Annotated in this window: 16 protein-coding genes and 3 pseudogenes; 7 read left to right on the top strand and 12 right to left on the bottom strand. The window is 66.5% G+C overall.

Annotated features, from left to right (window positions below):
• Positions 1–13: 13 nt before the first annotated feature.
• Together katG and G6N53_RS18695 are read right to left on the bottom strand one after the other, a co-directional pair.
• Positions 14–2,239, bottom strand: coding sequence for a catalase/peroxidase HPI (gene katG / locus G6N53_RS18700; RefSeq protein ID WP_163890848.1), 2,226 nt, complete (start codon positions 2,237–2,239; stop codon positions 14–16).
• A 43-nt stretch (positions 2,240–2,282) separates the two neighbouring features.
• Positions 2,283–2,738, bottom strand: a complete 456-nt coding sequence (locus tag G6N53_RS18695; RefSeq protein WP_163890846.1) for a Fur family transcriptional regulator — start codon at positions 2,736–2,738, stop codon at positions 2,283–2,285.
• A 119-nt stretch (positions 2,739–2,857) separates the two neighbouring features.
• Between G6N53_RS18695 and G6N53_RS18690 the strand changes: the two genes are divergently transcribed.
• Positions 2,858–3,643, top strand: coding sequence for an SDR family NAD(P)-dependent oxidoreductase (locus G6N53_RS18690; protein WP_163890844.1), 786 nt, complete (start codon positions 2,858–2,860; stop codon positions 3,641–3,643).
• Here G6N53_RS18690 and G6N53_RS18685 read toward each other — a convergent pair.
• The 5 genes from G6N53_RS18685 to G6N53_RS18665 form a co-directional block, all read right to left on the bottom strand.
• The gene (locus G6N53_RS18685) at positions 3,597–4,898 is read right to left on the bottom strand and encodes an acyltransferase family protein (RefSeq protein ID WP_163890842.1); all 1,302 of its coding nucleotides are present in this window, start codon (positions 4,896–4,898) and stop codon (positions 3,597–3,599) included. The genes G6N53_RS18690 and G6N53_RS18685 overlap by 47 nt on opposite strands.
• Before the next feature lie 73 nt (positions 4,899–4,971).
• Positions 4,972–5,958 (bottom strand): DUF7159 family protein, encoded by a 987-nt coding sequence (locus tag G6N53_RS18680; protein WP_163890840.1) that lies wholly within the window; start codon positions 5,956–5,958, stop codon positions 4,972–4,974.
• 124 nt (positions 5,959–6,082) lie between these two features.
• Positions 6,083–8,320 (bottom strand): NADP-dependent isocitrate dehydrogenase, encoded by a 2,238-nt coding sequence (locus tag G6N53_RS18675; protein WP_163890838.1) that lies wholly within the window; start codon positions 8,318–8,320, stop codon positions 6,083–6,085.
• A gap of 136 nt (positions 8,321–8,456) precedes the next feature.
• Entirely contained in the window at positions 8,457–8,858 is a 402-nt protein-coding gene (locus tag G6N53_RS18670; RefSeq protein ID WP_163890836.1) for a DUF4267 domain-containing protein, read from the bottom strand.
• A 48-nt stretch (positions 8,859–8,906) separates the two neighbouring features.
• On the bottom strand, positions 8,907–9,695 hold the full coding sequence (locus G6N53_RS18665; protein WP_163890834.1) for a bestrophin-like domain: 789 nt from the start codon (positions 9,693–9,695) through the stop codon (positions 8,907–8,909).
• A 168-nt stretch (positions 9,696–9,863) separates the two neighbouring features.
• Here G6N53_RS18665 and G6N53_RS18660 point away from each other — a divergent pair, with 168 nt between their 5' ends.
• On the top strand, positions 9,864–10,544 hold the full coding sequence (locus tag G6N53_RS18660) for a VldE C-terminal domain-containing protein (protein ID WP_237166574.1): 681 nt from the start codon (positions 9,864–9,866) through the stop codon (positions 10,542–10,544).
• 1 nt (position 10,545) lies between these two features.
• Here the strand turns inward: G6N53_RS18660 and G6N53_RS18655 are convergent, their stop codons facing one another.
• Positions 10,546–12,621 (bottom strand): alkaline phosphatase family protein, encoded by a 2,076-nt coding sequence (locus G6N53_RS18655; RefSeq protein ID WP_163890830.1) that lies wholly within the window; start codon positions 12,619–12,621, stop codon positions 10,546–10,548.
• A gap of 346 nt (positions 12,622–12,967) precedes the next feature.
• Here G6N53_RS18655 and G6N53_RS18650 point away from each other — a divergent pair, with 346 nt between their 5' ends.
• Together G6N53_RS18650 and G6N53_RS30460 are read left to right on the top strand one after the other, a co-directional pair.
• Positions 12,968–15,253, top strand: coding sequence for a putative bifunctional diguanylate cyclase/phosphodiesterase (locus tag G6N53_RS18650; protein ID WP_308206920.1), 2,286 nt, complete (start codon positions 12,968–12,970; stop codon positions 15,251–15,253).
• A complete protein-coding gene (locus tag G6N53_RS30460) occupies positions 15,250–15,417 on the top strand; it encodes a diguanylate cyclase domain-containing protein (protein WP_163896073.1) in 168 nt (55 codons plus the stop codon). Before G6N53_RS18650 ends, G6N53_RS30460 begins: the two co-directional genes overlap by 4 nt.
• A 62-nt stretch (positions 15,418–15,479) precedes the next feature.
• Here the strand turns inward: G6N53_RS30460 and G6N53_RS18640 are convergent, their stop codons facing one another.
• Together G6N53_RS18640 and G6N53_RS18635 are read right to left on the bottom strand one after the other, a co-directional pair.
• Positions 15,480–16,787: an NtaA/DmoA family FMN-dependent monooxygenase gene (locus G6N53_RS18640; RefSeq protein WP_163890825.1), complete on the bottom strand. Its 1,308-nt coding sequence runs from the start codon at positions 16,785–16,787 to the stop codon at positions 15,480–15,482.
• A 115-nt stretch (positions 16,788–16,902) separates the two neighbouring features.
• Positions 16,903–17,025 (bottom strand): annotated as a pseudogene (locus G6N53_RS18635) (hypothetical protein); the annotation flags it as partial.
• An 84-nt stretch (positions 17,026–17,109) separates the two neighbouring features.
• Here G6N53_RS18635 and G6N53_RS18630 point away from each other — a divergent pair.
• Genes G6N53_RS18630 through G6N53_RS18620 form a run of 3 tightly spaced genes read left to right on the top strand, consistent with a single transcriptional unit; the run spans position 17,110 to position 18,488 of the window.
• Positions 17,110–17,448, top strand: a complete 339-nt coding sequence (locus G6N53_RS18630) for an ArsR/SmtB family transcription factor (protein ID WP_163890823.1) — start codon at positions 17,110–17,112, stop codon at positions 17,446–17,448.
• Positions 17,448–18,134: a cation efflux transmembrane domain-containing protein gene (locus G6N53_RS18625; RefSeq protein ID WP_163896071.1), complete on the top strand. Its 687-nt coding sequence runs from the start codon at positions 17,448–17,450 to the stop codon at positions 18,132–18,134. Before G6N53_RS18630 ends, G6N53_RS18625 begins: the two co-directional genes overlap by 1 nt.
• 12 nt (positions 18,135–18,146) lie before the next feature.
• Positions 18,147–18,488 (top strand): DUF3703 domain-containing protein, encoded by a 342-nt coding sequence (locus G6N53_RS18620; RefSeq protein ID WP_163890821.1) that lies wholly within the window; start codon positions 18,147–18,149, stop codon positions 18,486–18,488.
• On the opposite strand, the pseudogene G6N53_RS18615 reads toward G6N53_RS18620, so the two are convergent.
• Positions 18,485–19,474, bottom strand: a pseudogene (locus G6N53_RS18615) (IS481 family transposase). The gene G6N53_RS18620 and the pseudogene G6N53_RS18615 overlap by 4 nt on opposite strands.
• A 418-nt stretch (positions 19,475–19,892) precedes the next feature.
• Positions 19,893–20,973: pseudogene (locus G6N53_RS18610) on the bottom strand (IS110 family RNA-guided transposase).
• Between the last annotated feature and the right edge of the window lie 466 nt (positions 20,974–21,439).

Genomic DNA, 21,439 nt, shown 5'->3' with positions numbered 1-21,439 from the left:
GGGCTGTTCTGTCTCAACGCAAATCGAAGCGATCGGCGTTCATCACCTTGACCCAGGCCGCCACGAAGTCCGCCACGAACTTGTCCGTGTTGTCGGCCTGCGCGTAGACCTCGGCCATCGCGCGCAGCACCGAGTTGGATCCGAAAACCAGATCGTTGGCGGTGGCCGTCCACTTGGGCTGACCGGAGGTACGGTCGACGCCTTCGTAGACGTTCTCCGTCGCCTTCGACGGCTTCCACTGCGTGCGCATGTCGAGCAGGTTCACGAAGAAGTCGTTGGTCAGGGTGCCCGGCTTCTCGGTGAACACGCCGTGCTTGGATCCACCGTGGTTGGCTCCCAGCGCACGCAACCCGCCGATGAGCACCGTCAACTCCGGAGCGGTGAGATCCAGCATGTACGCCTTCTCCACCAGAAGCTGTTCCAGCGGCGCCTTCTCGCCCGGCCGGACGAAGTTTCGGAAGCCGTCGGCGCGGGGTTCGAGCACCGCGAATGACTCCGCGTCAGTGCTCTCCTGCGTGGTGTCGGTGCGCCCGGGCGCGAACGGCACCTCGATCTGGTGCCCCGCATCCTTGGCGGCCTTCTCCACCGCCGCCGATCCGGCCAGCACGATCAGATCGGCCAGCGACACCTTCTTGCTGCCGGCGCTGTTGAAGTCCTGCTGGATCTTCTCCAGGACGGGCAGCACCTTGTCGAGTTCGGACGGCTCGTTGGCCTCCCAGTTGCGCTGCGGCTCCAGACGCAGCCGGGCGCCGTTGGCGCCGCCACGCTTGTCGGTTCCGCGGAAGCTCGACGCCGCCGCCCATGCCGTCTTGACCAGTTGCGGCACCGACAGGCCGGCCTCGAGCACCTTGGCCTTCAGCGTCGCGATGTCCTGCTCGTCGACGAGTTCGTGGTCGACCGCAGGCACCGGGTCCTGCCACAGCTGCGGCTCCGGGACCCACGGACCGAGGTAGCGGGTGACCGGACCCATGTCGCGGTGCAGCAGCTTGTACCAGGCCTTGGCGAACGCCTCGTTCATCTCCTCGGGGTGGTCGAGCCAGCGCCGGGTGATCTCACCGTAGATGGGATCAACACGCATCGAGACGTCGGTGACGAGCATCGTGGGCTTGCGCGGCGGGCCGCCGAACGGGTCGGGGATGGTGGCCTCGGCGTCCTTGGCCTCGAACTGCCATGCCCCGGCGGGACTCTTGGTCAGCTCCCACTCGTTGCCGTAGAGGATCTCCAGGTAGCCGTTGCTCCACTGCGTCGGCGTGCCGGTCCAGACGACCTCCAGGCCGCTGGTGACGGTGTCGTTGGCGTTGCCGGTGCCGAACGGACACTTCCAGCCCAGACCCTGCTCCTCGAGGGGAGCTCCTTCGGGCTCCGGGCCGACGTTGACGTCCGCGGCGCCGTGGGTCTTGCCCAGGGTGTGGCCGCCGACGATCAGCGCGGCGGTCTCCTCGTCGTTCATCGCCATCCGTCCGAACGTCTCGCGGATGTCGTGGGCGGCGGCCAGCGGATCCGGTTTGCCCTCGGGGCCTTCGGGGTTGACGTAGATCAGGCCCATGGTGGTCGCGCCGAAGGGTTCGGCGAGTTCCCGCTCGCCGCTGTAGCGCTTGTCGGTGCCCAGCCAGGTGTCCTCCTGGCCCCACAGGATCTCCTCGGGCTCCCAGATGTCCTCACGGCCGAACGCGAAGCCGAAGGTCTTGAAGCCCGCGGACTCCAGCGCGGCGTTTCCGGCGTAGGCGATCAGGTCGGCCCAGGAGATCTTGTTGCCGTACTTCTGCTTGATCGGCCACAGCAGCCGACGGGCCTTGTCCAGGTTCGCGTTGTCCGGCCAGCTGTTGAGCGGGGCGAACCGCTGACTGCCCTGGCCGGCGCCACCGCGACCGTCGAAGATCCGGTAGGTGCCGGCGGCGTGCCAGCTCATCCGGATGAACAGGCCGGCGTAGCTGCCGTAGTCGGCGGGCCACCAGTCCTGCGACTCGGTCATCAGCGCGACCATGTCCGCTTTGAACGCTTCGACGTCGAGCTTCTTGAACTCCTCGGCGTAGTCGAAGTCCTCGCCGAGGGGGTTGCTCTTGGCCGACTGCCGGTGCAGCACCGACACATCGACCTGTTCGGGCCACCAGTCCTGATTTCGCAACGGGGCGTGGGACTTCGGGGTGGGCGAATCGATCGCCGGGTTCTCGCTCTCGCTGTTGCTGGCGGTCCCGCTGTCGGGGTGCGGGGGGCGGCTGTCGGACGTATCGGAGGACACTATGTTTCCCTTCGTTTCCAATTCAGTGGTGATGGGGCTGTGATCACGGGTGTGATCGGGATACATGTGAGGGCGAGCAGTCGGCGCAGAGCCCCCAGTAGATGACCTCGGCTTCGTCGACGTCGAAGCCTTCCAGCAGACCGAGGTCGTCAGATGGCGTCAGGCACGGCGCCTCGCCGACCGCGCAGTCGACGTCGGCGATGAGTCCGCATGATCTGCAGACGATGTGGTGGTGGTTGTCACCCACCCGGGATTCGTAACGGGCCAGAGATCCGGCGGGCTGGATCCGGCGCACCAGACCGGCGGTGGTCAGGGCGTTCAGCACGTCGTACACCGCTTGCCGCGAGATGTCCGGAACTTGTTCACGTGCAGCATCGATGATGACCTCGGTGTCTGCGTGCGGGTGCCGCTCCACCGCGTGCATCACCGCCATCCGGGGGCGGGTGACGCGCAGTGCAGCCGACTTCAATGCGTCGGCATAGTCGGGATGTTCGGACATCGTCCTCAATCTTGGCGCGTTTTCTGGACGGGATCAAGTATTGCGCCGAAAAAGTTCTCGTGTCATCCCGAACACGAAAAGCGGCTTTGGGCCGGCGCAGGTCCGGGTATGGCGAGTGGATGACACACACAAAGCTGGCACTCATCACCGGGGCATCGAGCGGTATCGGATTCGAACTCGCTCGCCAATTCGCAAGCAACGGCTACGACTTGGTGGTCGCCGCGGAGGACGACGGTATCCACGGTGTCCCCGAGAAGCTGTCCGAGTTCGCAGTGGCGGTGCAACCGGTCCAGGTGGACCTGCGAAGCGCCGAGGGTGTGCAGCACCTGTTCGAGAGCACCGTCGACGGCGGACGGGAGTTGTCCGCCGCCGCGCTCAACGCCGGGCTGGGACGAGGCGACATGTTCTTGAAGAGCGAACTCGAAGACGACCTGAGCATCGTCGACCTCAACGTGCGGTCGACCGTGCATCTGGCCAAGCTGGTGCTGCGGGACATGGCCAACCGGGGCGAGGGCAGGGTGCTGCTCACCTCGTCGGTGGCGTCGATGATGCCCGGTTCCTATCAGACGGTGTACAACGCGTCGAAGTCCTTCGTCCAGTCGTTCGCCAAGGCGCTCCAGGACGAGCTGCGTGACACCTCCATCACCGTGACGGCGTTGTTGCCGGGACCCACGGACACGAACTTCTTCGCCCGGGCCAAGATGCTCGACACCCCGGTCGGCATCATGCCCAAGGATGATCCTGCCGAGGTGGCCGAGCAGGGATTCGAGGCGCTGATGCGGGGAGACCGCCAAGTCGTCGCCGCGTCCATCCCCTCGAAGGTCATGGGCACCGTCGCCCGCGTGCTGCCGGATCCGATCAAGGCTGCCGGGAGCCGACTGATCTCGGTGCCCTCCGGTCGCTGACCGCGCCGGCGCCGGCGCAGAACCGGGCACCGGCCGCGGCGGCGGCGAAGCAGCCCAGAGCCGTCCACCCCGACGCCCCGCTCAGACCGAATTTCGCCATCATCACCAGCGCGACACCGGCGGCGCAGATCAGCGCGCCGGCAGCGGTGGCGCGGGCGCCGGTGGCCGCGGCAGGGGTATCCCACCACGGCAGGCGGCGGTGCTCCAGCGGCGCGAGAAGCTGGAACAGCACGCCCATCACCACCGCGAACACCAAGGCCCGCAGCCCGAGCAGGCTCCAGAAGTCCGGAGCCGCCACGTCATAGGCGTCCAGACCGACGGCGTGCAGGCCGAAGGCGGCGATCGCAATGGCGGGAATGTGCCACAGGTACAGGGTCATCGCTCCCCCGTTGCCGGCCGCGACGAACCGCCACACCCGCGGCCGCTCGGCCCACCGCTGCAGCACCCCCGCCATCAGGACGAACGCGAACGACATCCAGGTGCAGTGCAGTGCGAGCAGCAGCGTGGGCGGCGCGGTGTTGGAGATCCGTTCCGCCCCGGTGACCACCAGCGAGACCTCGTAGGGACCAGCTGTGGCGAGCGCCACCTGCACGGCGAACGCCGAGACCGCGACCACGACCGCCGCCCGTGCAGCGATCAGCCGGCGCGCATACGCAACCCCGACCAGCACCGGGATCAACCAGACGATGACGAAGTTCGTGACCCCGGCCTGCGGCGCGTCGACAGCGAACCGAAGCCTGTCCGTCATCGCCGCCGCGGCGAGAAGGACCACCAGCACGATCGCTACGGCGCCTTCGCTACGCAGCCGCGTCAGCGCAGGCACGAAGGCCAGCGCAACGAGGTACACGCCGAGGAACCACAGCAGCGCCACGCTCTCCCGCCCGAGGGCTCGGGCGGAGTCGACGCCCAGCGTGAGGCGCACGACGAGCAGGCCCACCGACCATGCCGCCAGATACCAGAACAGCGGGCGACACAGCCGTTGTGCACGGGTGAACAGCCAGGTGCCCCACGGTGTCCCGGCGTGGTAACCGTAGGCTCCGGCGGCACCACCGGCCAGGAAGAACAACGGCATCACCTGGACGATCCAGGTGACCGGGGCGACCGCGGGGACTTCGCCGATCAGGTTGCCGATCCGGACACCGCTGCTGTCGATGGTGGCCAGCAGCAGCGCGCAGTGCCCGAACACCACGACCAGCAACGCGGCGAGCCTGGCGACGTCGACGGCGCGGTCACGCCTGGGAGGGTTCAGTGCCATGCGGCCAGCATGCCTGGCTGCCCGGCGCGGCGGATGAGTAGAACTACCAGATTCGGCGAGGACGCCCCACAGGTCAGGGCAGTGCGTCGAAGAGGCTGGACAGCACCGGCGGCAGCGGCGGCGGCGGCGGTGCCAGGTTGTTGACCGGCTTGGGCGCGACCGGGGCAGGGCGGGGCGCTGCCGGCGCGGGTTGCGCCTGGGCCGGCCCGACGACCGGCCGCGCGCCGGGCAGGTGCGGCACCCCGACGGCGGTCGGGGTCGTCGCCTGTACCGCGGCTGCAGCCGCAGGCACGGTCGGATCCGTCAACGCTTCTGCCGTGTCCTGGGCGGCCACGGCGACTTCAGGTTGGGCCTCGGTGGTGGCCGGCTGCCACGCGGCCACCGGCTCGGGCGTGGCCGACGGTTCCGGAACCTCCGTCGGAGAAACGGCTTGTGGAGCGATGTCCTGCGGCGCGGCGGCCTGCGGGGCGGCCGCGGGTGCCGGTGGTGCCGGCCGGATCGGCTGGACCGGAAGTTCGGGTTGCGGCGGGGTGGCTTCAGCTGCCGTGCTGACCGGCGGGTCGGACGGCGACATGGTGACAAACGCCGACAAGCCCACTCCGACCAGCGCCACCGCACACACCGCGGCGGCCACCCGGATGGGCACCCGTCCGGCGAGTCGCCGCAGCACCCCTCGGCCGTCGTCGCCGTGGAGGTCTGCTCGGGCAGCTCCGTAGGCCAGAGCAAGGTGCGGGGCGAGGTGGCGGGCGGTCTTGTTGCGGCCTTCGCGCGCTGCGTCCTCCGACACGCTTTCCACGATCTCGAAGCCGAACAGCCGCAGCTTCGTCCTGAGCCGGATGCCGTGCTGGCGCGCATCGTCGCTCCAGGTCATCCGGACACCCTCGACATCGTGCTCGGTTTGCATGTCGAACGCCTGCACGCTGCGAGCGGTGGCCCTGGCAATCTCGTCCACAGAGTCGAGGTTGACCACCTCTTCGGCCAGTATCTTGCCGTTGACGGTGTCGACGAGCACCCACACCGCACTCGATGCGGTCAGTGAGACACCAAGTACCAGACGCATAGCCACTCCCAGACGTCGACTGCCGTTATTTGCTCTCTATCGGCGAGTGTTCGACGGATGTTACGCGCGTCACAGGGAAAATGCGGCGACGTGTCCCAAATGTGGGATTGCTGGCGGGCTGCGATCAGCCCCCCGAGGTCGTCAGAGTCTCGTTGAGGGTCTTGCTCGGGCGCATCACCGACGTGGTCTTCTCGCGGTCCGGGTAGTAGTAGCCACCGATGTCCGCGGGCTTGCCCTGAGCCTCGTTGAGTTCGGCGACGATGGTGTCCTCGTTGTCCGAGAGAGCCTTGGCCAGCGGGGCGAAATGGTCGGCCAACTCCTTGTCCTCGGTCTGCTCGGCGAGTTCCTGCGCCCAGTACATGGCGAGGTAGAACTGGCTGCCGCGGTTGTCGAGTTCACCGGTTTTACGCGACGGCCCCTTGTTGTTGTCCAGCAGTTTTCCGGTCGCGGCCTCCAAGGTCTTGGCCAGCAGCGTCGCCTTCTCGTTGCCGAACTTGTTGCCCAGATCCTCCAGGCTGGCACCGAGGGCGAGGAACTCGCCGAGCGAGTCCCACCGCAGGTGGTTCTCTTCCTGGAGCTGATGGACGTGCTTGGGCGCCGAGCCGCCGGCGCCGGTCTCGTACAGCCCGCCACCGGCCATCAACGGCACGATCGACAGCATCTTGGCGCTGGTGCCCAGCTCCAGGATGGGGAACAGGTCGGTGAGGTAGTCGCGCAGGATGTTGCCGGTCGCGGCGATGGTGTCCTGCCCGCGGATCACCCGCTCGATCGTGTACCGCATGGCCCACACCTGCGGCATGATCTGGATGGTCAGGCCCTCGGTGTCGTGGTCTTTCAGATAGGTCTTGACCTTCTTGCGCAGCTCGGCCTCGTGCGGACGTTCGGTGTCCAGCCAGAACACCACCGGCATACCGGAGTCGCGGGCACGGGTGACGGCCAGCTTCACCCAGTCCCGGATCGGCGCGTCCTTGACGATCGGCATCCGCCAGATGTCGCCCTCTTCGACGTTCTGGGTCAGCAGCACCTCGCCGGTGTCGATGTCGACGATGTCGGCGACGCCCTCCTCGGGAATCTCGAACGTCTTGTCGTGGGAGCCGTACTCTTCGGCCTTCTGGGCCATCAGGCCGACGTTGGGCACGGTGCCCATGGTCGTCGGGTCGAACTGGCCGTGGGTCTTACAGAAGTTGATGATCTCCTGGTAGATCCGGGAGAAGGTGGACTCCGGGTTGACGGCCTTGGTGTCCTTGGTCCGGCCGTCGGCGCCGTACATCTTGCCGCCCAGCCGGATCATCGCGGGCATCGAGGCGTCCACGATGACGTCGCTGGGTGAGTGGAAGTTCGAGATCCCGCGGGCGGAATCAACCATGGCCAGCTCGGGCCGGTGCTCGTGGCAGGCGTGCAGGTCCCGGATGATCTCTTCGTGCAGCGACGCCGGCAGTGACTCGATCTTGCTGTAGAGATCGGACAGGCCGTTGTTGACGTTGACGCCCAGTTCGTCGAACAGCTTCTGGTGTTTGGCGAACGCGTCCTTGTAGAACACCTTGACCGCGTGCCCGAAGACGATGGGGTGGCTGACCTTCATCATCGTCGCCTTGACGTGCAGCGAGAACATCACGCCGGTCTTGTAGGCGTCTTCCATCTCTGCTTCGTAGAACTCGCAGAGCGCCTTCTTGCTCATGAACATGCTGTCGATGACGTCGCCCTCGTCCAGCGACACCTCGGGCTTGAGCACGATCGTCTCGCCGGACTTGGTGGTCAGCACCATCTTGACCTTGCGCGCCTTGTCCAGCGTCATCGACTTCTCGCCGTGGTAGAAGTCGCCGTGCTTCATGGTCGCCACGTGGGTGCGCGACGCCTGGGACCACTCACCCATGCTGTGCGGGTGCTTGCGGGCGTACTCCTTGACCGCCTTGGGCGCCCGGCGGTCCGAGTTGCCTTCCCGCAACACCGGGTTCACCGCGCTGCCCAGAGTTTTGGCGTAGCGCTCCTTGATGACCTTTTCCTCGTCGGACTTCGGCTCTCCGGGGTAGTCCGGCAGGTCGTAGCCCTTGGCCTTCAACTCCTTGATGGCGGCCAGCAGCTGAGGCACCGAGGCGCTGATGTTCGGCAGCTTGATGATGTTGGTGTCCGGCAGCTGGGTCATCTGGCCCAGCTCCGCGAGGTTGTCCGGCACCCGCTGCTCTTCGGTCAGGTAGTCGGAGAACTCGGCGAGGATGCGCGCCGCGACGGAGATGTCGGTGGTCTTGACATCGATGCCGGCTGCGTCGGCGAAGGTCCGGAGGATGGGCAGAAAGGCGTAGGTCGCAAGCAGCGGCGCCTCGTCGGTCAGCGTGTAGATGATGGTCGGCTGCTCGGCGCTCATGTGGTGTTTTCTCCCGGCGTCAGTACGGTGTGGTTCGAGGGCATTCCGCGTCAGTCACTGTGATCTGTGAGTGGGTACCAACGTAGCGCAGCAGCCCCGCCGACGGCGTCGTCGGGAGCGGCTTCGGAAGCGGCGCTCAGCGGGTCTGGGCAGCGACGGATGCCGGGGTGGGCCGCCGCCGCGTCGCGCCCCACAGCCCGACCCCGATTCCGACGACCGCGCCGCCCAGACCGATGATCTGTTGGCCGCGGGTCAGGCCGTCGTGCACCCGGGAGCCGCCGAGCAGGTCGGCGGCATCGGCGCCGCCGGAGGCCAGGAACCAACCCCGGGTGTCCTTGCCCCGTAGCGCCGCCGTGGCGAGCAGCCCCCCGATCAGAGCGTCGCGGTAGCCCATCGAGTGAAGCAGCAACTGGCTCGACGGCGTCGGCTGCTGCGAGTCGCCCCAGAGGCGGTTCGCCCGCAGCGGGTCGACGAGAAACGAGATACCTGAGGCCAGGCGGATGCTGCCCGCGACGAGCGCGGCACGGTCGATCGGCATGAGGGGAAGCCTAGGTTTCCGGGGTGCGGTGCACGGCGGTTTCGCGTTCTACGTACCCGGTCCCGACAGCACCCGGACCGCTTCGTGCAGTGGTGCCGGCGATGTCGCCACCGCACCGATGAACGGGTGAGCCAACTCGAGCACCAGAAAGAGGTTGGCGGCCACGATGATCCCGACGACGGCCACCATCGAGTAATGCAGGCGGGGGCGTTCGACTCCGTAGATGATGACGGTCCCGAGCACCATCGCGCTGGTCAGCAAGATGATGGTCCACAGTTGCCACGGCGGTCCGGTGTTTTCCCGTGCTGCCAGGATCCGCACGGTTCGAGCTTGACTGATCGTGTCGAGGTTGGAGTGCGACTTCGCGAGCAGGACCTTCTGCAGATCGGTGTCGGCCTGGACCTGGCCGTAGGCGGTGTAGACACCGGCGAGCGCAGCGTCGGCATCGGCGGATCGATGGTCGCCTGCGGACCACTCGGCGATGGCAGCCAGTTCGTATGCCAGCAGACTCTCCCGGACCCGCGCAGCGTCCGCTGTGGCGAACACCGTTGCATCCCGGGCCATCTGCACTGCGGCCGCGCCCTCTGCGCGGGCGTTGCCGTCCGCGGCGTTGATCTGGCTCCACATCGATGAGACGACAAAGCCGATGAAGAACGCGTAGACGAAGCCGATGAAGCCGTAGGTGAACTTGGTGACGTCGTTGTGGTCCCCCGCCGCCAGTGCCGGAAACCGCCGGCGGACGGTTCGCTGGATCAGCACCGCGCCGCCGGCGAGGAGAACCACCAGACCGATCAGAAGCAGCCAGGACGGAATCGCGGTGACCAGCCATCCACTCATGAGTCGCGGGCCTCCTCGGGGACGGCGTGCCCAACCCTATGGTGGGTCTGCCATCCAGCACGGGTGATTGCCCAACTGAGACGTTGTTCAGGCAGGTCTGAACGGATCGGCGAGGACCTGCAGCAAAAAGTTGACCGTGATTGCCACACGCGTCGCACGCGACACTCTATGGTGCTGTCTGTGGGCAGAAATCTGTTAGCCAACGGCCGAGGCCGATGGTTGGCGATCGCCGCCTCCCTGGTGGTCTCGGCCGCGATGATCTCCGCCCAGGGCTCAGACCCAGCGTGTTGCGCCGAGAACCCCTCGGCCCCCACGGCCAGTCCGCAGCCCGAGCCGGCTCCGGGCCCGTCCCCCGCTGCTCCCGCGGCGGCCGAGCTGATGGCGGCCAGCGCCCCGGTCGACGCCCGGGTGTTCGACCTTGCGCTACCGGCCGGTGTGACGCCGGAGGCGGGCCTGCAGGTCAAGACCATCTGGGCGGCCCGGGCGATCAGCATGATGTTTCCCGAGATCACCACGATCGGCGGGTTCCGGCAGGACCCGCTGAAGTGGCATCCCAACGGTTTGGCGATCGACGTGATGATCCCGAACCACGGCACCGAAGAGGGCATCGAACTCGGCAACCAGATCGCCGGGCTGGCGCTGGCCAACGCCCGGCGCTGGGGGATACTCCACGTGATCTGGCGCCAGGGCTACTACCCCGGCATCGGCGCCCCCAGTTGGACCGCGGACTACGGCTCGGAAACCCTGAACCATTTCGACCACGTCCACATCGCGACCAATGGCGGCGGGTACCCGACCGGCGAGGAGAAGTACTACATCGGCTCCATGCAGCCCAAGCCGCCGTACTGATTCAGGCCGACAGGGCGTCGCCGCACCACGCCGGCTGAGCCGATCCCGGTGACCCGCAGACCATGAGCGCATCAAGCATCGTGGCCTCTTCCGGTGTCGAGGGGAACGACGGCGGGGCCGGCGGCCACAGCGGGAAGATGCTCGCACCGGTCACCCCCGTCAGCCGGGCCACGATCTGCGCCACCACGTTCGTCGCCACGTAGACGAGATCGCCGATGAACTGCACCGGCACGATCGCCAACGCGGCCAGCGGGCTGATCAGGAAGATCTCCAGGTCGGCGATCCCCTGCAGCGCGGAAGTGAGGCCGATGGTGATCTCGTCGACGAAGTACGGCACCGACGCGAACACGGTGCGCACGCCCAGAGCGATCTGGGTCCCGATGTCGGGATAGCCGTACATGTCGATGACGTCTTGGAGCGCACCCCGAAGGGCGTCGTCGTCATTGACCGGGACGACGTTGCTGTCGCCGAGGTCGGTCACCGACACACCGTCGGCGTCGGGCGCTGGGACGCCACCGAACAGCGTCACCACCGTGGGGGTGACGTCGACGATCTCGTACTGCAGGTTGATGGCGCCGACGGCGAAGATGTCCGGGTTCTCCACGATGACGAAAGTCGATGTCTCATCGGGTGATTGGAAGCCGTGGCCGAGGCCCTTCTGCGGCTGGTGGCCGTGATCGGTCACCATGATCACGGTCCACTGCTCGCCGGTGAGTGCCTCCCAGTCGCTGACCGCCTGCAGGATCTCCCCGAGGTTCCGATCGAAGTTGTTGAGCGCCTCGGCGTACCGCGGTGACGCCCCGCCGTAGAGGTGCCCGTTCTCGTCGACGCCGACGAAGTAGCTGAACAGGAAGTTCGGGATGTCCGCGTCGGCCGCGGCGATCGCGGCTTCCGTGGCGTCGCCGACAGCGTCGTCGGTCAGCAACCAGTTGGTGTCCCCCGGGATCTGGGACACATTGATGACGGTGTCTGCGGGGGCGGAACCGGCGGCGGCGATGGCGGAGATGACGTTCCAGTTGGCGATGGCCGTGGTCGCGATGTCCGGGTTGAGCGTCTCGAGCTGGTTGAACACGGTCGGCCAGTTGTCGTAGGTCCACGGGGTGAAGATGTTGTTGATCACCCCTGTCTTCTCTCCCCACGCGCCGGTCAAGATGGACGACCAAGAAGGATTTGAGATGGTGGTGTGCCCGGCGATGCTGGCCGGCGCCGTGGTGCCGTCCTGGATCAGGCCGAAGAAGTTCGAGTTCGTGGGGTCGTCGAGAACCCGGCTCAGGTTCGCTCCGTCCACGCCGATCAGCAGCACGTTGGGCGAAGGATCGGCGAACAGTGAAACCGCTTGGGGAGCAACCATGTTCGCGCTGCGCCGCAGAGTGTTGCGCTCCAGTTCATCGCGTACCGCGGCCAGCACCGCCATCACTGCCGTGGTGTGAAGCGGCGCTTCTGGGGCCGGCTCCGCCAGCGGCTGCAGCGCAGGTGAGGCCGCAGCGGAGGCCACCTGCACCACCGTTGAGCTCGGCTCCGGTGCCGCTGCAGGCTCCGCCGCGACGGCGGGCACGACCGCGGCGACCGGGCGGGATTTGAACGTCGCCGGGGCGGATTCGGCGGCCTGTTCGGTTTCCGCTGCGAGCGATTGCGGCTCCTGCAGCGATTCGCCGGACTCCGCCGGGAGGCTGTCATCCTCGGTGGCCGCTGACCGGGTGGAGGCCCGGCGATCGCTCCCCGGGTCCTGCTTGGCCCCTTCGTCTCCGTCGGCTTCGTCTCCGCCGGACTCGTCTTCGTCGGTGGCGGTGGTGTCCTCGTCATCGTCAGCGTCAGCGTCGGTGTCCGACGTGGAGTTCTGGCCGGAGGCCTCCGAATCATCAGAGTCATCGCGATCGGCTCTGTCGACCGATCGCTTGTCGGTCCGGGCAGCGCCATCCGTCGACGATGAGGCACTGGTCGACGACGTATCGCTGGTCGACGAAGAGGACGAGGTCGACGGCTCGGCGTAGGCGACGCCCGGTGATGCCAGGGCAACCCCGACCCCGAGTGTCACCGCCAATGCTCCGACGCGACCGATGTGCCTGGCGTAGCCCATGGGGTTCCTTCCGGTGATCGTCTGCAGCGGCGCACCTTCGGTGTTTCACCACCCCGAGGCGTGCTGCGCCGTAAATTACGCTCGATGTGGCAGCAGGTCCGGCAAATCGGCGACTTCGTCAGGGAAGCGCAGGCTCCACTGACCTCTGCGCGAATACTCGGCGGCGAGTTCGCCAGCACGGGACTGCCGTCGGGCCTGTTTCGGTTCACGCCAGCTCGTGCCTGGGAAAAATTTCTCAGATGCCGGAATTTCCTTCCTACGGCCGTTGCGCATATATTTGCCAGAACGCTCAGAGTTTGAGCAGTAAGGCATGGGAACTGTGGGCATTGGCCGACAACCGCCTCGGGTGAAACCATCGACGGCCGCCCCCGTCGGGCTGGCCGTCGGACTGGCGGTGCTACTCGTGGTCGGCGACGGTGCGGCATGGACTCCCGTGGTCTCCGACTTCGCCGCCCTCTCGTTCTCGACGTATGCCACTGTCTGCGCGTTCCTGGCTGCTCGGTCGGCAGGAGGCCGAAGCCGCGCGGCATGGACGACGATGGCGGCGGCGCTGGGAGCCTGGGCGATCGGCGACCTGATCTGGGTGCTCAGCGAGTACGTGCTGCATACCAGCCCGTTCCCATCGCCGGCAGACGTCTTCTATCTCCTTTTCCCGGTGCTGGCCGCCGTGGCGATGGCTCAGTTCGCAGAGCGGCACCAATCGCGACTGCGCATCGTGCTCGACGGCGCGACGGTGGCATTGTGCTTGTTTCTGCTTGTATGGATCCTCGCGCTGAGGGACGTCTACGAGACCTACCGCGACGACGGCCTCGCGCTCGGTGTCGCGTTGGTCTACCCGGCGGCGGACGTGGTGGCCGTCTCCGTCGCTATCGCGGTGCTCGTCCGCGCTGATGCGCGCCAGCGCGTCGTGCTGTACATACTTGCCTTCGCGCTCGGACTCGGCCTGATCACTGACAGCGCTTTCGCCTACATGGTCGCCAACGACCACTACGTTTCCGGCACCCTCATCGATGTCGGCTGGATCGCAGTCCTGGTCATGTTCGCCGGTGCGGCGCGGCTCAGTCTTCATGCCAGGCCGCCCACCTCGCCAACCACAGTATCCGTCCCGTCCAATTCGTCGCTGTGGCTGCCGTACGTCCCGCTGCTGCTGGCGGGGACGATCGGACCGACCATCGTCATGACCGGGCTGGAGCGGGTCATCGTGCCGTTCATCATCGCCACCGTGTGCGTGCGGCAGTCGGTGACGGCCTGGGAGAACCGGCGGTTGCTGTTGGCGGCGGCCGATCAGGCGTTGAAGGATCCGCTGACCGGGCTGGCCAATCAGACGTTGTTCAACGATCGGCTCGCGCACGCGATGATGCTGAGGTTGCGCGACAACCGTTCGGTCGCGGTGGTGTCGCTGGATCTCGACGACTTCAAGCTGGTCAACGACAGCCTTGGCCATCCGACCGCCGACAGTTTGCTGGTGCTTGCCGGTGAGCGCATTTCCGAATGTGTGCGCCCCGGTGACACGGTGGCCCGGGTCGGCGGTGACGAGTTCTCCGTGCTTCTGGAAAGCGAGGTGGACGATTCACATCTGCTCGCGCAGCAGGTGATCGAGGCGTTCAACAAGCCGTTTGTCGTCGACGGGCAGAACCTGTTGATGCGGCCGAGCGTCGGTGTCGCGGTGGCTCCCGAGGACGAGCCGGACCTGGCACCGGACACACTGGTCAAGCGCGCCGATGCTGCGATGTATATCGCGAAGCGGTCCCGCTCGTCGCGGGTGCACACCTTCACCGCGGACATGAACATCACCGACCCGGCGGCGCTGGAGTGGTCCGGAAACGACGCCGGCCGCACCCACACCGAGGGCGCGGCGCAGGTGCGGTTGCTCGGCGAATTGCGCCGTGCGGTCGACACGGGCGGGCTCAATGTGGTGTACCAACCGAAGTTCGGGTTGCACACCGGGCGCGTGGTGGGGGTCGAGGCGCTGCTGAGGTGGCCGCATCCGGAGTTGGGGACGCTTCGTCCGGATGCGTTCATATCGCTGGTTCGCCAACACGGTTTGATGCGACCGGTGACCGATCTCGTGCTCGACCGGGTCCTCGACGACGCGGCCCGTTGGGCCGCTGCCGGCGGGCAGATGCCCGTCGCGGTGAATCTGTTTGCGCCCTATCTGCACGACCCCCGGCTCCCCGACACCCTCGGGAACGCACTGCAACGACGCGCGTTACCGCCCGGGTTGCTGACCGTGGAGATCACCGAGGACATGGTCCTGACTGAGCTCAACGTGGTGACCGCGGTGCTGCGGCAGCTCCGCACGCAGGGCATACGGGTGGCGATCGACGACTTCGGCAGCGGTTACTCGGCGCTGTCCTATCTGCGCGACCTGTCGATCGACGAGATCAAGATGGACCGCCGTTTCATCGCATCGGTGACGACCGACAATCGGGCCGCGGCGGTGGTCCGGGCAGTCATCGAGCTCGCGCATGATCTGGACAGCACGGTCGTCGCCGAAGGTATCGAGGACGCTGTCACCGCGGCCTGGCTCCGCGACCACGGCTGCGATATCGGGCAGGGCTACTACTTCGGCAAACCCATCGACGCCGGCAGCGTTCCTGAGCTGACAAAGGTTGCGGCACAACCCAACTGAAGGCGTCACCCGAATGTCGGCTAAGCAACCGCCGCGGGTTCTACCGGGCGGCAGAGGAATTGGTGGCCGAAGCCATGCGGGACGGGGCACCGTGTTTCGCGGCGGTCATGGTCGATCTCGATGACTTCAAGCGGATCAACGCCTGCGCCGAGTACGGCAAGTAGAGGGCGCCGGTCTGCCCCGTGCACCGGAATCGCCGATCCGATCACCCTCGGTGGATCAGGGCTCAGAACGCCCGCAGGTTGTCCCGCAGCAGGGTGTGTGAATAGCTCGTCCGGGTCAGGCCTCTCGCCTGCAGCGCCGGCACCAGCCCGTCGCAGATCTCGATGATCCTGTGACGAGTCAGTGAGCCCCCATCCCCGGGGAACAGGAATCCGTCGCCGCCGACCTCTTCCATCGCGGCCGCCATGATGTCGGCGACCTGGTCCGGTGTACCGATGGCCTCGAAGGAGCTGGCGCCGCCTGCTGATCGGGCCTGCATGCACTGGCGCAGCGTCTTGCCGGTTCCCCACTGGGCGAACCCGGCGAGTGATCCCTGTTCGCCGCGGGTGACGAAGTACGGGACCGGCTCGTCAAGATCCATCTTGGTGAAGTCCGCGTAGAAGTTCGAGCTCAACGCCTTGAGCCGCGCGGGGATCTCCTCCTCGCTCATCGGCTTGATCTTGGCTCGCGCCTCCGCCTCGGTCTCGCCGAGGATCGGGGAGAACAGGAACATCACCTTCACGTCATCGGGATCGCGCCCAGCGGCGGCGGCCTGCTCGCGGATGTCGGCTCGGTATTCCTTCATCCCCTCGACTCCCGTCGCCCAGGCGATGATCGCATCAGCGTGCTTGGCGGCGAATGCCCGCCCCGCGGGGGACCCGCCGGCTTGCAGATAGACGGGGCGCCCCTGCGGTGAGCGGACGCACGTCAGGGGACCCCGCGACTTGAAGTGCTTGCCGACGAAGTCGACGTCGTGGACCTTTGCGGGATCGATGTAGATCCCGTTCTCGCGATCACGCACGATCGCTCCCGGTTCCCAGCTGTCGCACAGCGCGTTGACGAGCTCCACGAACTCGTCGGCGATCTCATAGCGCAGATCGTGCTCCGGCATCTCATCGAGGCCGTAGTTCTGGGCCGCTTCGTCCTTGGCGCTGGTGACCACGTTCCAGCCGAAGCGCCCACTCGTGAGCGAATCCATGGTGGATGCCAAGCGCGCCAACGCATACGGGTGGTAGAACGTCGTGGACATCGTCGCGACGATGCCGAGTTGCCGGGTTAACGCGCCGACCTTCGCAGCCAGCGGCACCGGATCCTGTTTCGGACAGGAGTCTCCGTTCTCAAGGGCGCGAGCCGTGGTGCCTTCCAGACCGCGCGGGATCCCGACGGTGTCCTCCAGCATCAGGAAGTCGAAGCAGGCCCGCTCGAGCGCCTGGGCCAGCTCGACGTAGAAGTCCCCTGTGAACGGAACCCCCTCCGAGAGCGTGTACGGAGTCTTCCACTCATTGGCCTGGAAAGTCTGGAACCATCCGAGGTGGAACGGTTTTGCTGGCATGTGTCCTCATCAACGAGATCGAACTGTCAGCGAGATCCAATCGCGGCATCGTGTCCATCATGTTGCCCTCGCGTCTCGCGCCAATTAGGCGGATGGCCCCGAGGCACGCCACAGGTCACAGGCAGTGCACCTCCCCACTCTGCGAGCGGCTGGCTGGCTGAATAACGTCGCAGCGGTCCGGCCGGAAGCCGTCGAACGCCATGCCCCACGCCAGCGAGCCGGCGACGAACACGCCGCCGGGGACGCATGTACGCGCGACTCGAAGGTCAAGTCGCAACAGTAAAGGGTTTTCTGAATACACGTTCCGGTGTACTTTGAAGAGGTGCAGACACTCGCTCACACCGACGCGCTGGCTCGTTTCGGTCACGCCCTATCGGACGTTACGCGGACCCGCATCCTGCTCAGCCTCAACGCCGCGCCGAGCTATCCCGCTGACCTGGCCGACCACATCGGCGTCTCCCGACAAATGTTGTCCAACCACCTGGCGTGCCTGCGCGGCTGCGGCCTGGTGGTCGCCGTGCCGGAAGGCCGCCGCACCCGGTACGAGTTGGCCGACGCGCGCATCGGTCACGCCCTCGACGATCTGATGGGCTTGGTTCTCGCCGTTGACCCCCACTGCCAGTGCGTCGGACCCGACGGCACCATCTGCGGGTGCGGCTGATGGCCTCCCCGGTGCGCGCCGGGGCGCTCACCGACAACCGCCGCGCGTTGCTGGCCCGCCGCATCCGGCTATTCGTCGCCGCCACGATCTCCTACAACGTCATCGAGGCCATCGTGGCCATCACCGAGGGCGTGAGGGTGTCGTCCACCGCGCTCATCGGGTTCGGCCTCGATTCCGTGATTGAGGTGTCTTCGGCGGCGGCCGTCGCGTGGCAATTCGCCGGGCGCGACCCCGAGGCGCGCGAGAAGATTGCGCTCCGCATCATCGCGTTCTCGTTCTTCGGACTCGCCACCTACGTCACCGTGGACGCCATCCGCGCACTGCTCGGCGTCAGTGAGGCCGAACACTCCACCATCGGCATCACCTTGGCGGCGCTCAGCCTCGTCATCATGCCGGTGCTCTCCTACGCCCAGCGCCGAGCCGGGCGCGAACTCGGTTCACTGTCAGCGGTGGCGGACTCGAAGCAGACGCTGGTGTGCACCTACCTGTCGGCGGCGCTGCTCGCCGGCCTGGCCCTCAACAGCCTGTTCGGTTGGTCATGGGCCGACCCCATCGCCGGTCTGGTCATCGCCGCCGTCGCCGTGCGCGAGGGCGTCAACGCCTTGAAGGGCCGTACTTGCTGTGCGCCCATTTCCGCCACGTCCGCGCCGGCCCGTGCGGGTTACGACTGCTGTGACGACGACTAGGGAGAGGCACCGATGAGTCGTATCACCGACCAGGCGCGCGCGGTCTATCGCACCGAGATGGCAGCGGCCAGATGCGCGGTCAACGACGACGCCCGGTGGCACCACCTCGAACGGGCGCACATCGTCTCCCAGCCCGACCCGTGGCTGCACACCGGCAACCACATCGCGATGTTCGCCCTTGCTGTACGCCAGCGCGACCGTCAAGAGGCTCTCGGTCAGGTGGTGCGGATCATCGTTGCCGCCCCTGGCTCAATCGCTGGCCGATACCCCGAGGGCAACACCGGGCGCACGGCGGCCGGGCTGACGACGCCGATGCCGATTCCCGACGACCTGCGCGCCGCGCTGGCGAACTAGGTGTACTGACCTGAGAGGTTAGGTACACGGCTGGCTGGTGCTTGACCGCCGAGTGCTGTGTGGCCGCGGTGGTGATTGTAGGTGTGCAACCAGCGCGGGTATTCGTCGCGGCGTTGCGCGTCGCTGGTGTAGAGCCGCGCATAGGCCCACTCGTCGGCCAGAGTGCGGTGGAAGCGCTCCACCTTGCCGTTGGTCTGCGGCCGGTAGGGCCGAGTGCGACGATGGTCGATATCGCCGAGGGCATCGCGGAAGACGTGCGATCGATAACAGTTCCCGTTGTCGGTCAACACCTTTCGAACGGTGATGCCGCAGTCGGTGAACCAGGCGTTGGCACGCCGCCAGAAGCCGGCGGCGGTGTCCTTGCCCTCGTCGGCGAGTAATTCGGAGTAGGCCAGCCGCGAATGCGCGTCGATGGCGGTGTGGATGAAGTGGTAGCCGCGGACCGGGTTGCCGTACTTGTTGGTCACCCCGCTGCTCTTGTCGGTCTTGGCGTTGCGGTTGCCCTTCGTACGGCCCACCATGCGCCAGCCGCCGCCGGCGGGGATCTTGCCGAGTTTCTTGACATCGACGTGCACCAGGTCTCCGCAGCATGCGGACTCCATTCGGCGAACGACGCGTCCGGTCGCGCGGTCGAGCCAGCGCAGCGTGGCGATCCGGTAGCGGCTCAGCACCCGATGCACCGTCGAGGGATGAATCCCGAGCAGATAGCCGATACGGGCTGGCCCCCACCGCCGAGTGACGCGCACGCCAATGATGCGCCGCTCAGTGCGTGTAGGCGTGCGATTGGGGCTGTGGTGTGGTCGTGAGCTGCGGTCGGCCATCCCCGACTCACCCTGCTCGCGATAGCGGCCCGCCTACCGCGAGGCCGTGGACACCGACACCTGGAAACGTTCGGCAGCCCGACGCAAAGACCAGCCATCATCGACGACGCAACGAGCCAACCGCAGGCGACCGGTTTCGGACAAAGGGGCATTACGGTGAGACACGAAGACCTCCGAGGTGAGTTGGTGCGTTCCTAGGCAGTTCGCACTTCACTCGGAGGTCTTCGTCTTGTCACCTCACCACGCCGTCACCAACGTCCGTGGTCAGTACAGCTGATATGTAGGCATCGTTTGTCAATAGGCAGGTGAAAGCCGCCCCGGTTTTGATGCCGGGGCGGCTTTCGTTTGATCGGGGTCAGTCGGTGTCGCGGCGGTCGTTGATCAACGACGGTGGGTGTCAGACTGATATACGCGGGTTGGATACCGCAAGACGATGGTTCGGCGCGAACGGTGGCTGCTCTCTAGGGACGGGCGTCACATCAACATTCATCGAATGCTGTTGTTGCTCATAGCTGTAACGCAGATCCAGTTCGCCTACCTCGCCGTCGACCGACCGACTCCAATCAAGTTTGGACGGCCACGCTTAGGCCAGCGTGGCCAGCGACCAGCACCAACCGGCCAGTTGACGGGCGACCGCGACGTTGGCCACGACGTGAGGCTTCTTGCGTTCGTTGAATCGGCACCATTGTTGGTGCAGGCGTCGGTTGCCGGCATGGCCGCGGTCCTTGAGCGCGGGGTCGACCTTGGCCCAGCGGGCTCGCATCGCAGGACCGGGATTGCGGTACGCCGCCCGGTGGTGCCAGGCCGATTCGATCAACAACCGCCGGACATGGGCATTGCCGGCCTTGGTGATCGAACCCTGCACCCGAGAGGCCCCCGAGGAGTATTCGGTGGGCACCAATCCGACGTAGGCGCCGATCGAGGCACCGGTGAACCGGGTCCAATCACCGATCTCCACCGACAACGCCAGCCCGGTTAATGCGGAGATCACGCAAACACCCCAGCCGATCAACCGGATCAGACCATCGCGATGAGGCCGCGACCGCAACGATCTGCTCGTCGAGACGATCCCTCGCCGCAGTCGCCGACAGGACCGCGTCAAAGTGATGGTCGAAGGCCGCCCTGGTATGGGGGTCATCGAATCGTTGCCGCCGCAGCCAGGTTTCGTGGACCCCGGTCCAGGCGTTCCCGCCCGAGTACACCCGGCCCTGGCGCAACAGCAGCTTGGACAGCCGGTGCCGCACCCGCATCAGATCGGCGCGGGCGTCCTCGCGGGCCCGCACCAGATCGCGCACCGCCTCCACCTCAGCCTCGGGAACCGTGACCGCGGTTATTTCGCCCAACCGCAGAAGCCGGGTCAGGTGCGCGGCATCGCGGGCATCGGTCTTGATCCGATCCCCAGCCGGGCGGATCAACTTCGACGGTGCCGCGACCACGCAGTCGATCTGGGCATCAGTCAATGCCCGGGCCAGCCCGAACCCCGTCGGCCCGGCCTCGTAGGCCACCCGCAAGGGACCTCGCAGTCTGTGCAACCAGTCCAGGATCTCGCCGTGATCGGGACACAATCGCGCCCGCTCGACCCGACCCGTCTCTTCATCAAATGCATGCGCAACCACCGAAAGCGCATGCACGTCCAACCCGACACTCGTACCGTTGAAACTCACCGGAGGCCTCCTGATCTGCAACTGTGGCTCTACCAGTGCGAGTGTTCACTCGTCACCGGCAACCCACGTCCGATTGCAGCCCGAGGCCTTCGGCCTCGAGTCAGCCCTCATACCGTCTAGGGCGGTCAGCCGCCGATCCGCCGCCGCACCGACTCGGGCGGCTCGGGCATGAGACCGGCGTGCGACGTCGAGCGGCGATGCAGTCCGGCTTGCCCCCGACCATGAAAAAACTCGCTCGGCTTCGCCGGCGAGTTTCTTTTCTTGGTCGGGCTGACAGGATTTGAACCTGCGACCACTTGACCCCCAGTCGGACATGGGCCGGATTACATTGTCTCGCAATGGCTCTCAATGCAGTACAACCAGCCGAAACCGTCTCAACCCGTCCCCTATCAACTCCCCGCATTCGAACCTAGTTGTGACAACGTCGTGACAACCTGTGCGCCCGTGCCATCGGCTACTAGGAGGC

This window comes from Mycolicibacterium hippocampi (assembly GCF_010723735.1).
In the GTDB taxonomy this organism is placed as follows: Bacteria; Actinomycetota; Actinomycetes; order Mycobacteriales; family Mycobacteriaceae; genus Mycobacterium; species Mycobacterium hippocampi.
Note: the sequence above shows the minus strand (reverse complement) of the source record. Positions and strands in the feature narration are given on the sequence as shown.

What these genes read in the sequence shown, in the direction of transcription:
- G6N53_RS18655 (WP_163890830.1), bottom strand. Translation starts at nt 12,621, where the DNA reads ATGGGCTACGCCAGGCACATCGGTCGCGTCGGAGCATTGGCGGTGACA.
- G6N53_RS18620 (WP_163890821.1), top strand. Translation starts at nt 18,147, where the DNA reads ATGAGTCGTATCACCGACCAGGCGCGCGCGGTCTATCGCACCGAGATG.
- G6N53_RS18670 (WP_163890836.1), bottom strand. Translation starts at nt 8,858, where the DNA reads ATGCCGATCGACCGTGCCGCGCTCGTCGCGGGCAGCATCCGCCTGGCC.
- G6N53_RS18665 (WP_163890834.1), bottom strand. Translation starts at nt 9,695, where the DNA reads ATGAGTGGATGGCTGGTCACCGCGATTCCGTCCTGGCTGCTTCTGATC.
- G6N53_RS18660 (WP_237166574.1), top strand. Translation starts at nt 9,864, where the DNA reads ATGGTGCTGTCTGTGGGCAGAAATCTGTTAGCCAACGGCCGAGGCCGA.
- G6N53_RS18690 (WP_163890844.1), top strand. Translation starts at nt 2,858, where the DNA reads ATGACACACACAAAGCTGGCACTCATCACCGGGGCATCGAGCGGTATC.
- G6N53_RS18680 (WP_163890840.1), bottom strand. Translation starts at nt 5,958, where the DNA reads ATGCGTCTGGTACTTGGTGTCTCACTGACCGCATCGAGTGCGGTGTGG.
- G6N53_RS18695 (WP_163890846.1), bottom strand. Translation starts at nt 2,738, where the DNA reads ATGTCCGAACATCCCGACTATGCCGACGCATTGAAGTCGGCTGCACTG.
- G6N53_RS18640 (WP_163890825.1), bottom strand. Translation starts at nt 16,787, where the DNA reads ATGCCAGCAAAACCGTTCCACCTCGGATGGTTCCAGACTTTCCAGGCC.
- G6N53_RS18625 (WP_163896071.1), top strand. Translation starts at nt 17,448, where the DNA reads ATGGCCTCCCCGGTGCGCGCCGGGGCGCTCACCGACAACCGCCGCGCG.
- G6N53_RS18685 (WP_163890842.1), bottom strand. Translation starts at nt 4,898, where the DNA reads ATGGCACTGAACCCTCCCAGGCGTGACCGCGCCGTCGACGTCGCCAGG.
- G6N53_RS18675 (WP_163890838.1), bottom strand. Translation starts at nt 8,320, where the DNA reads ATGAGCGCCGAGCAGCCGACCATCATCTACACGCTGACCGACGAGGCG.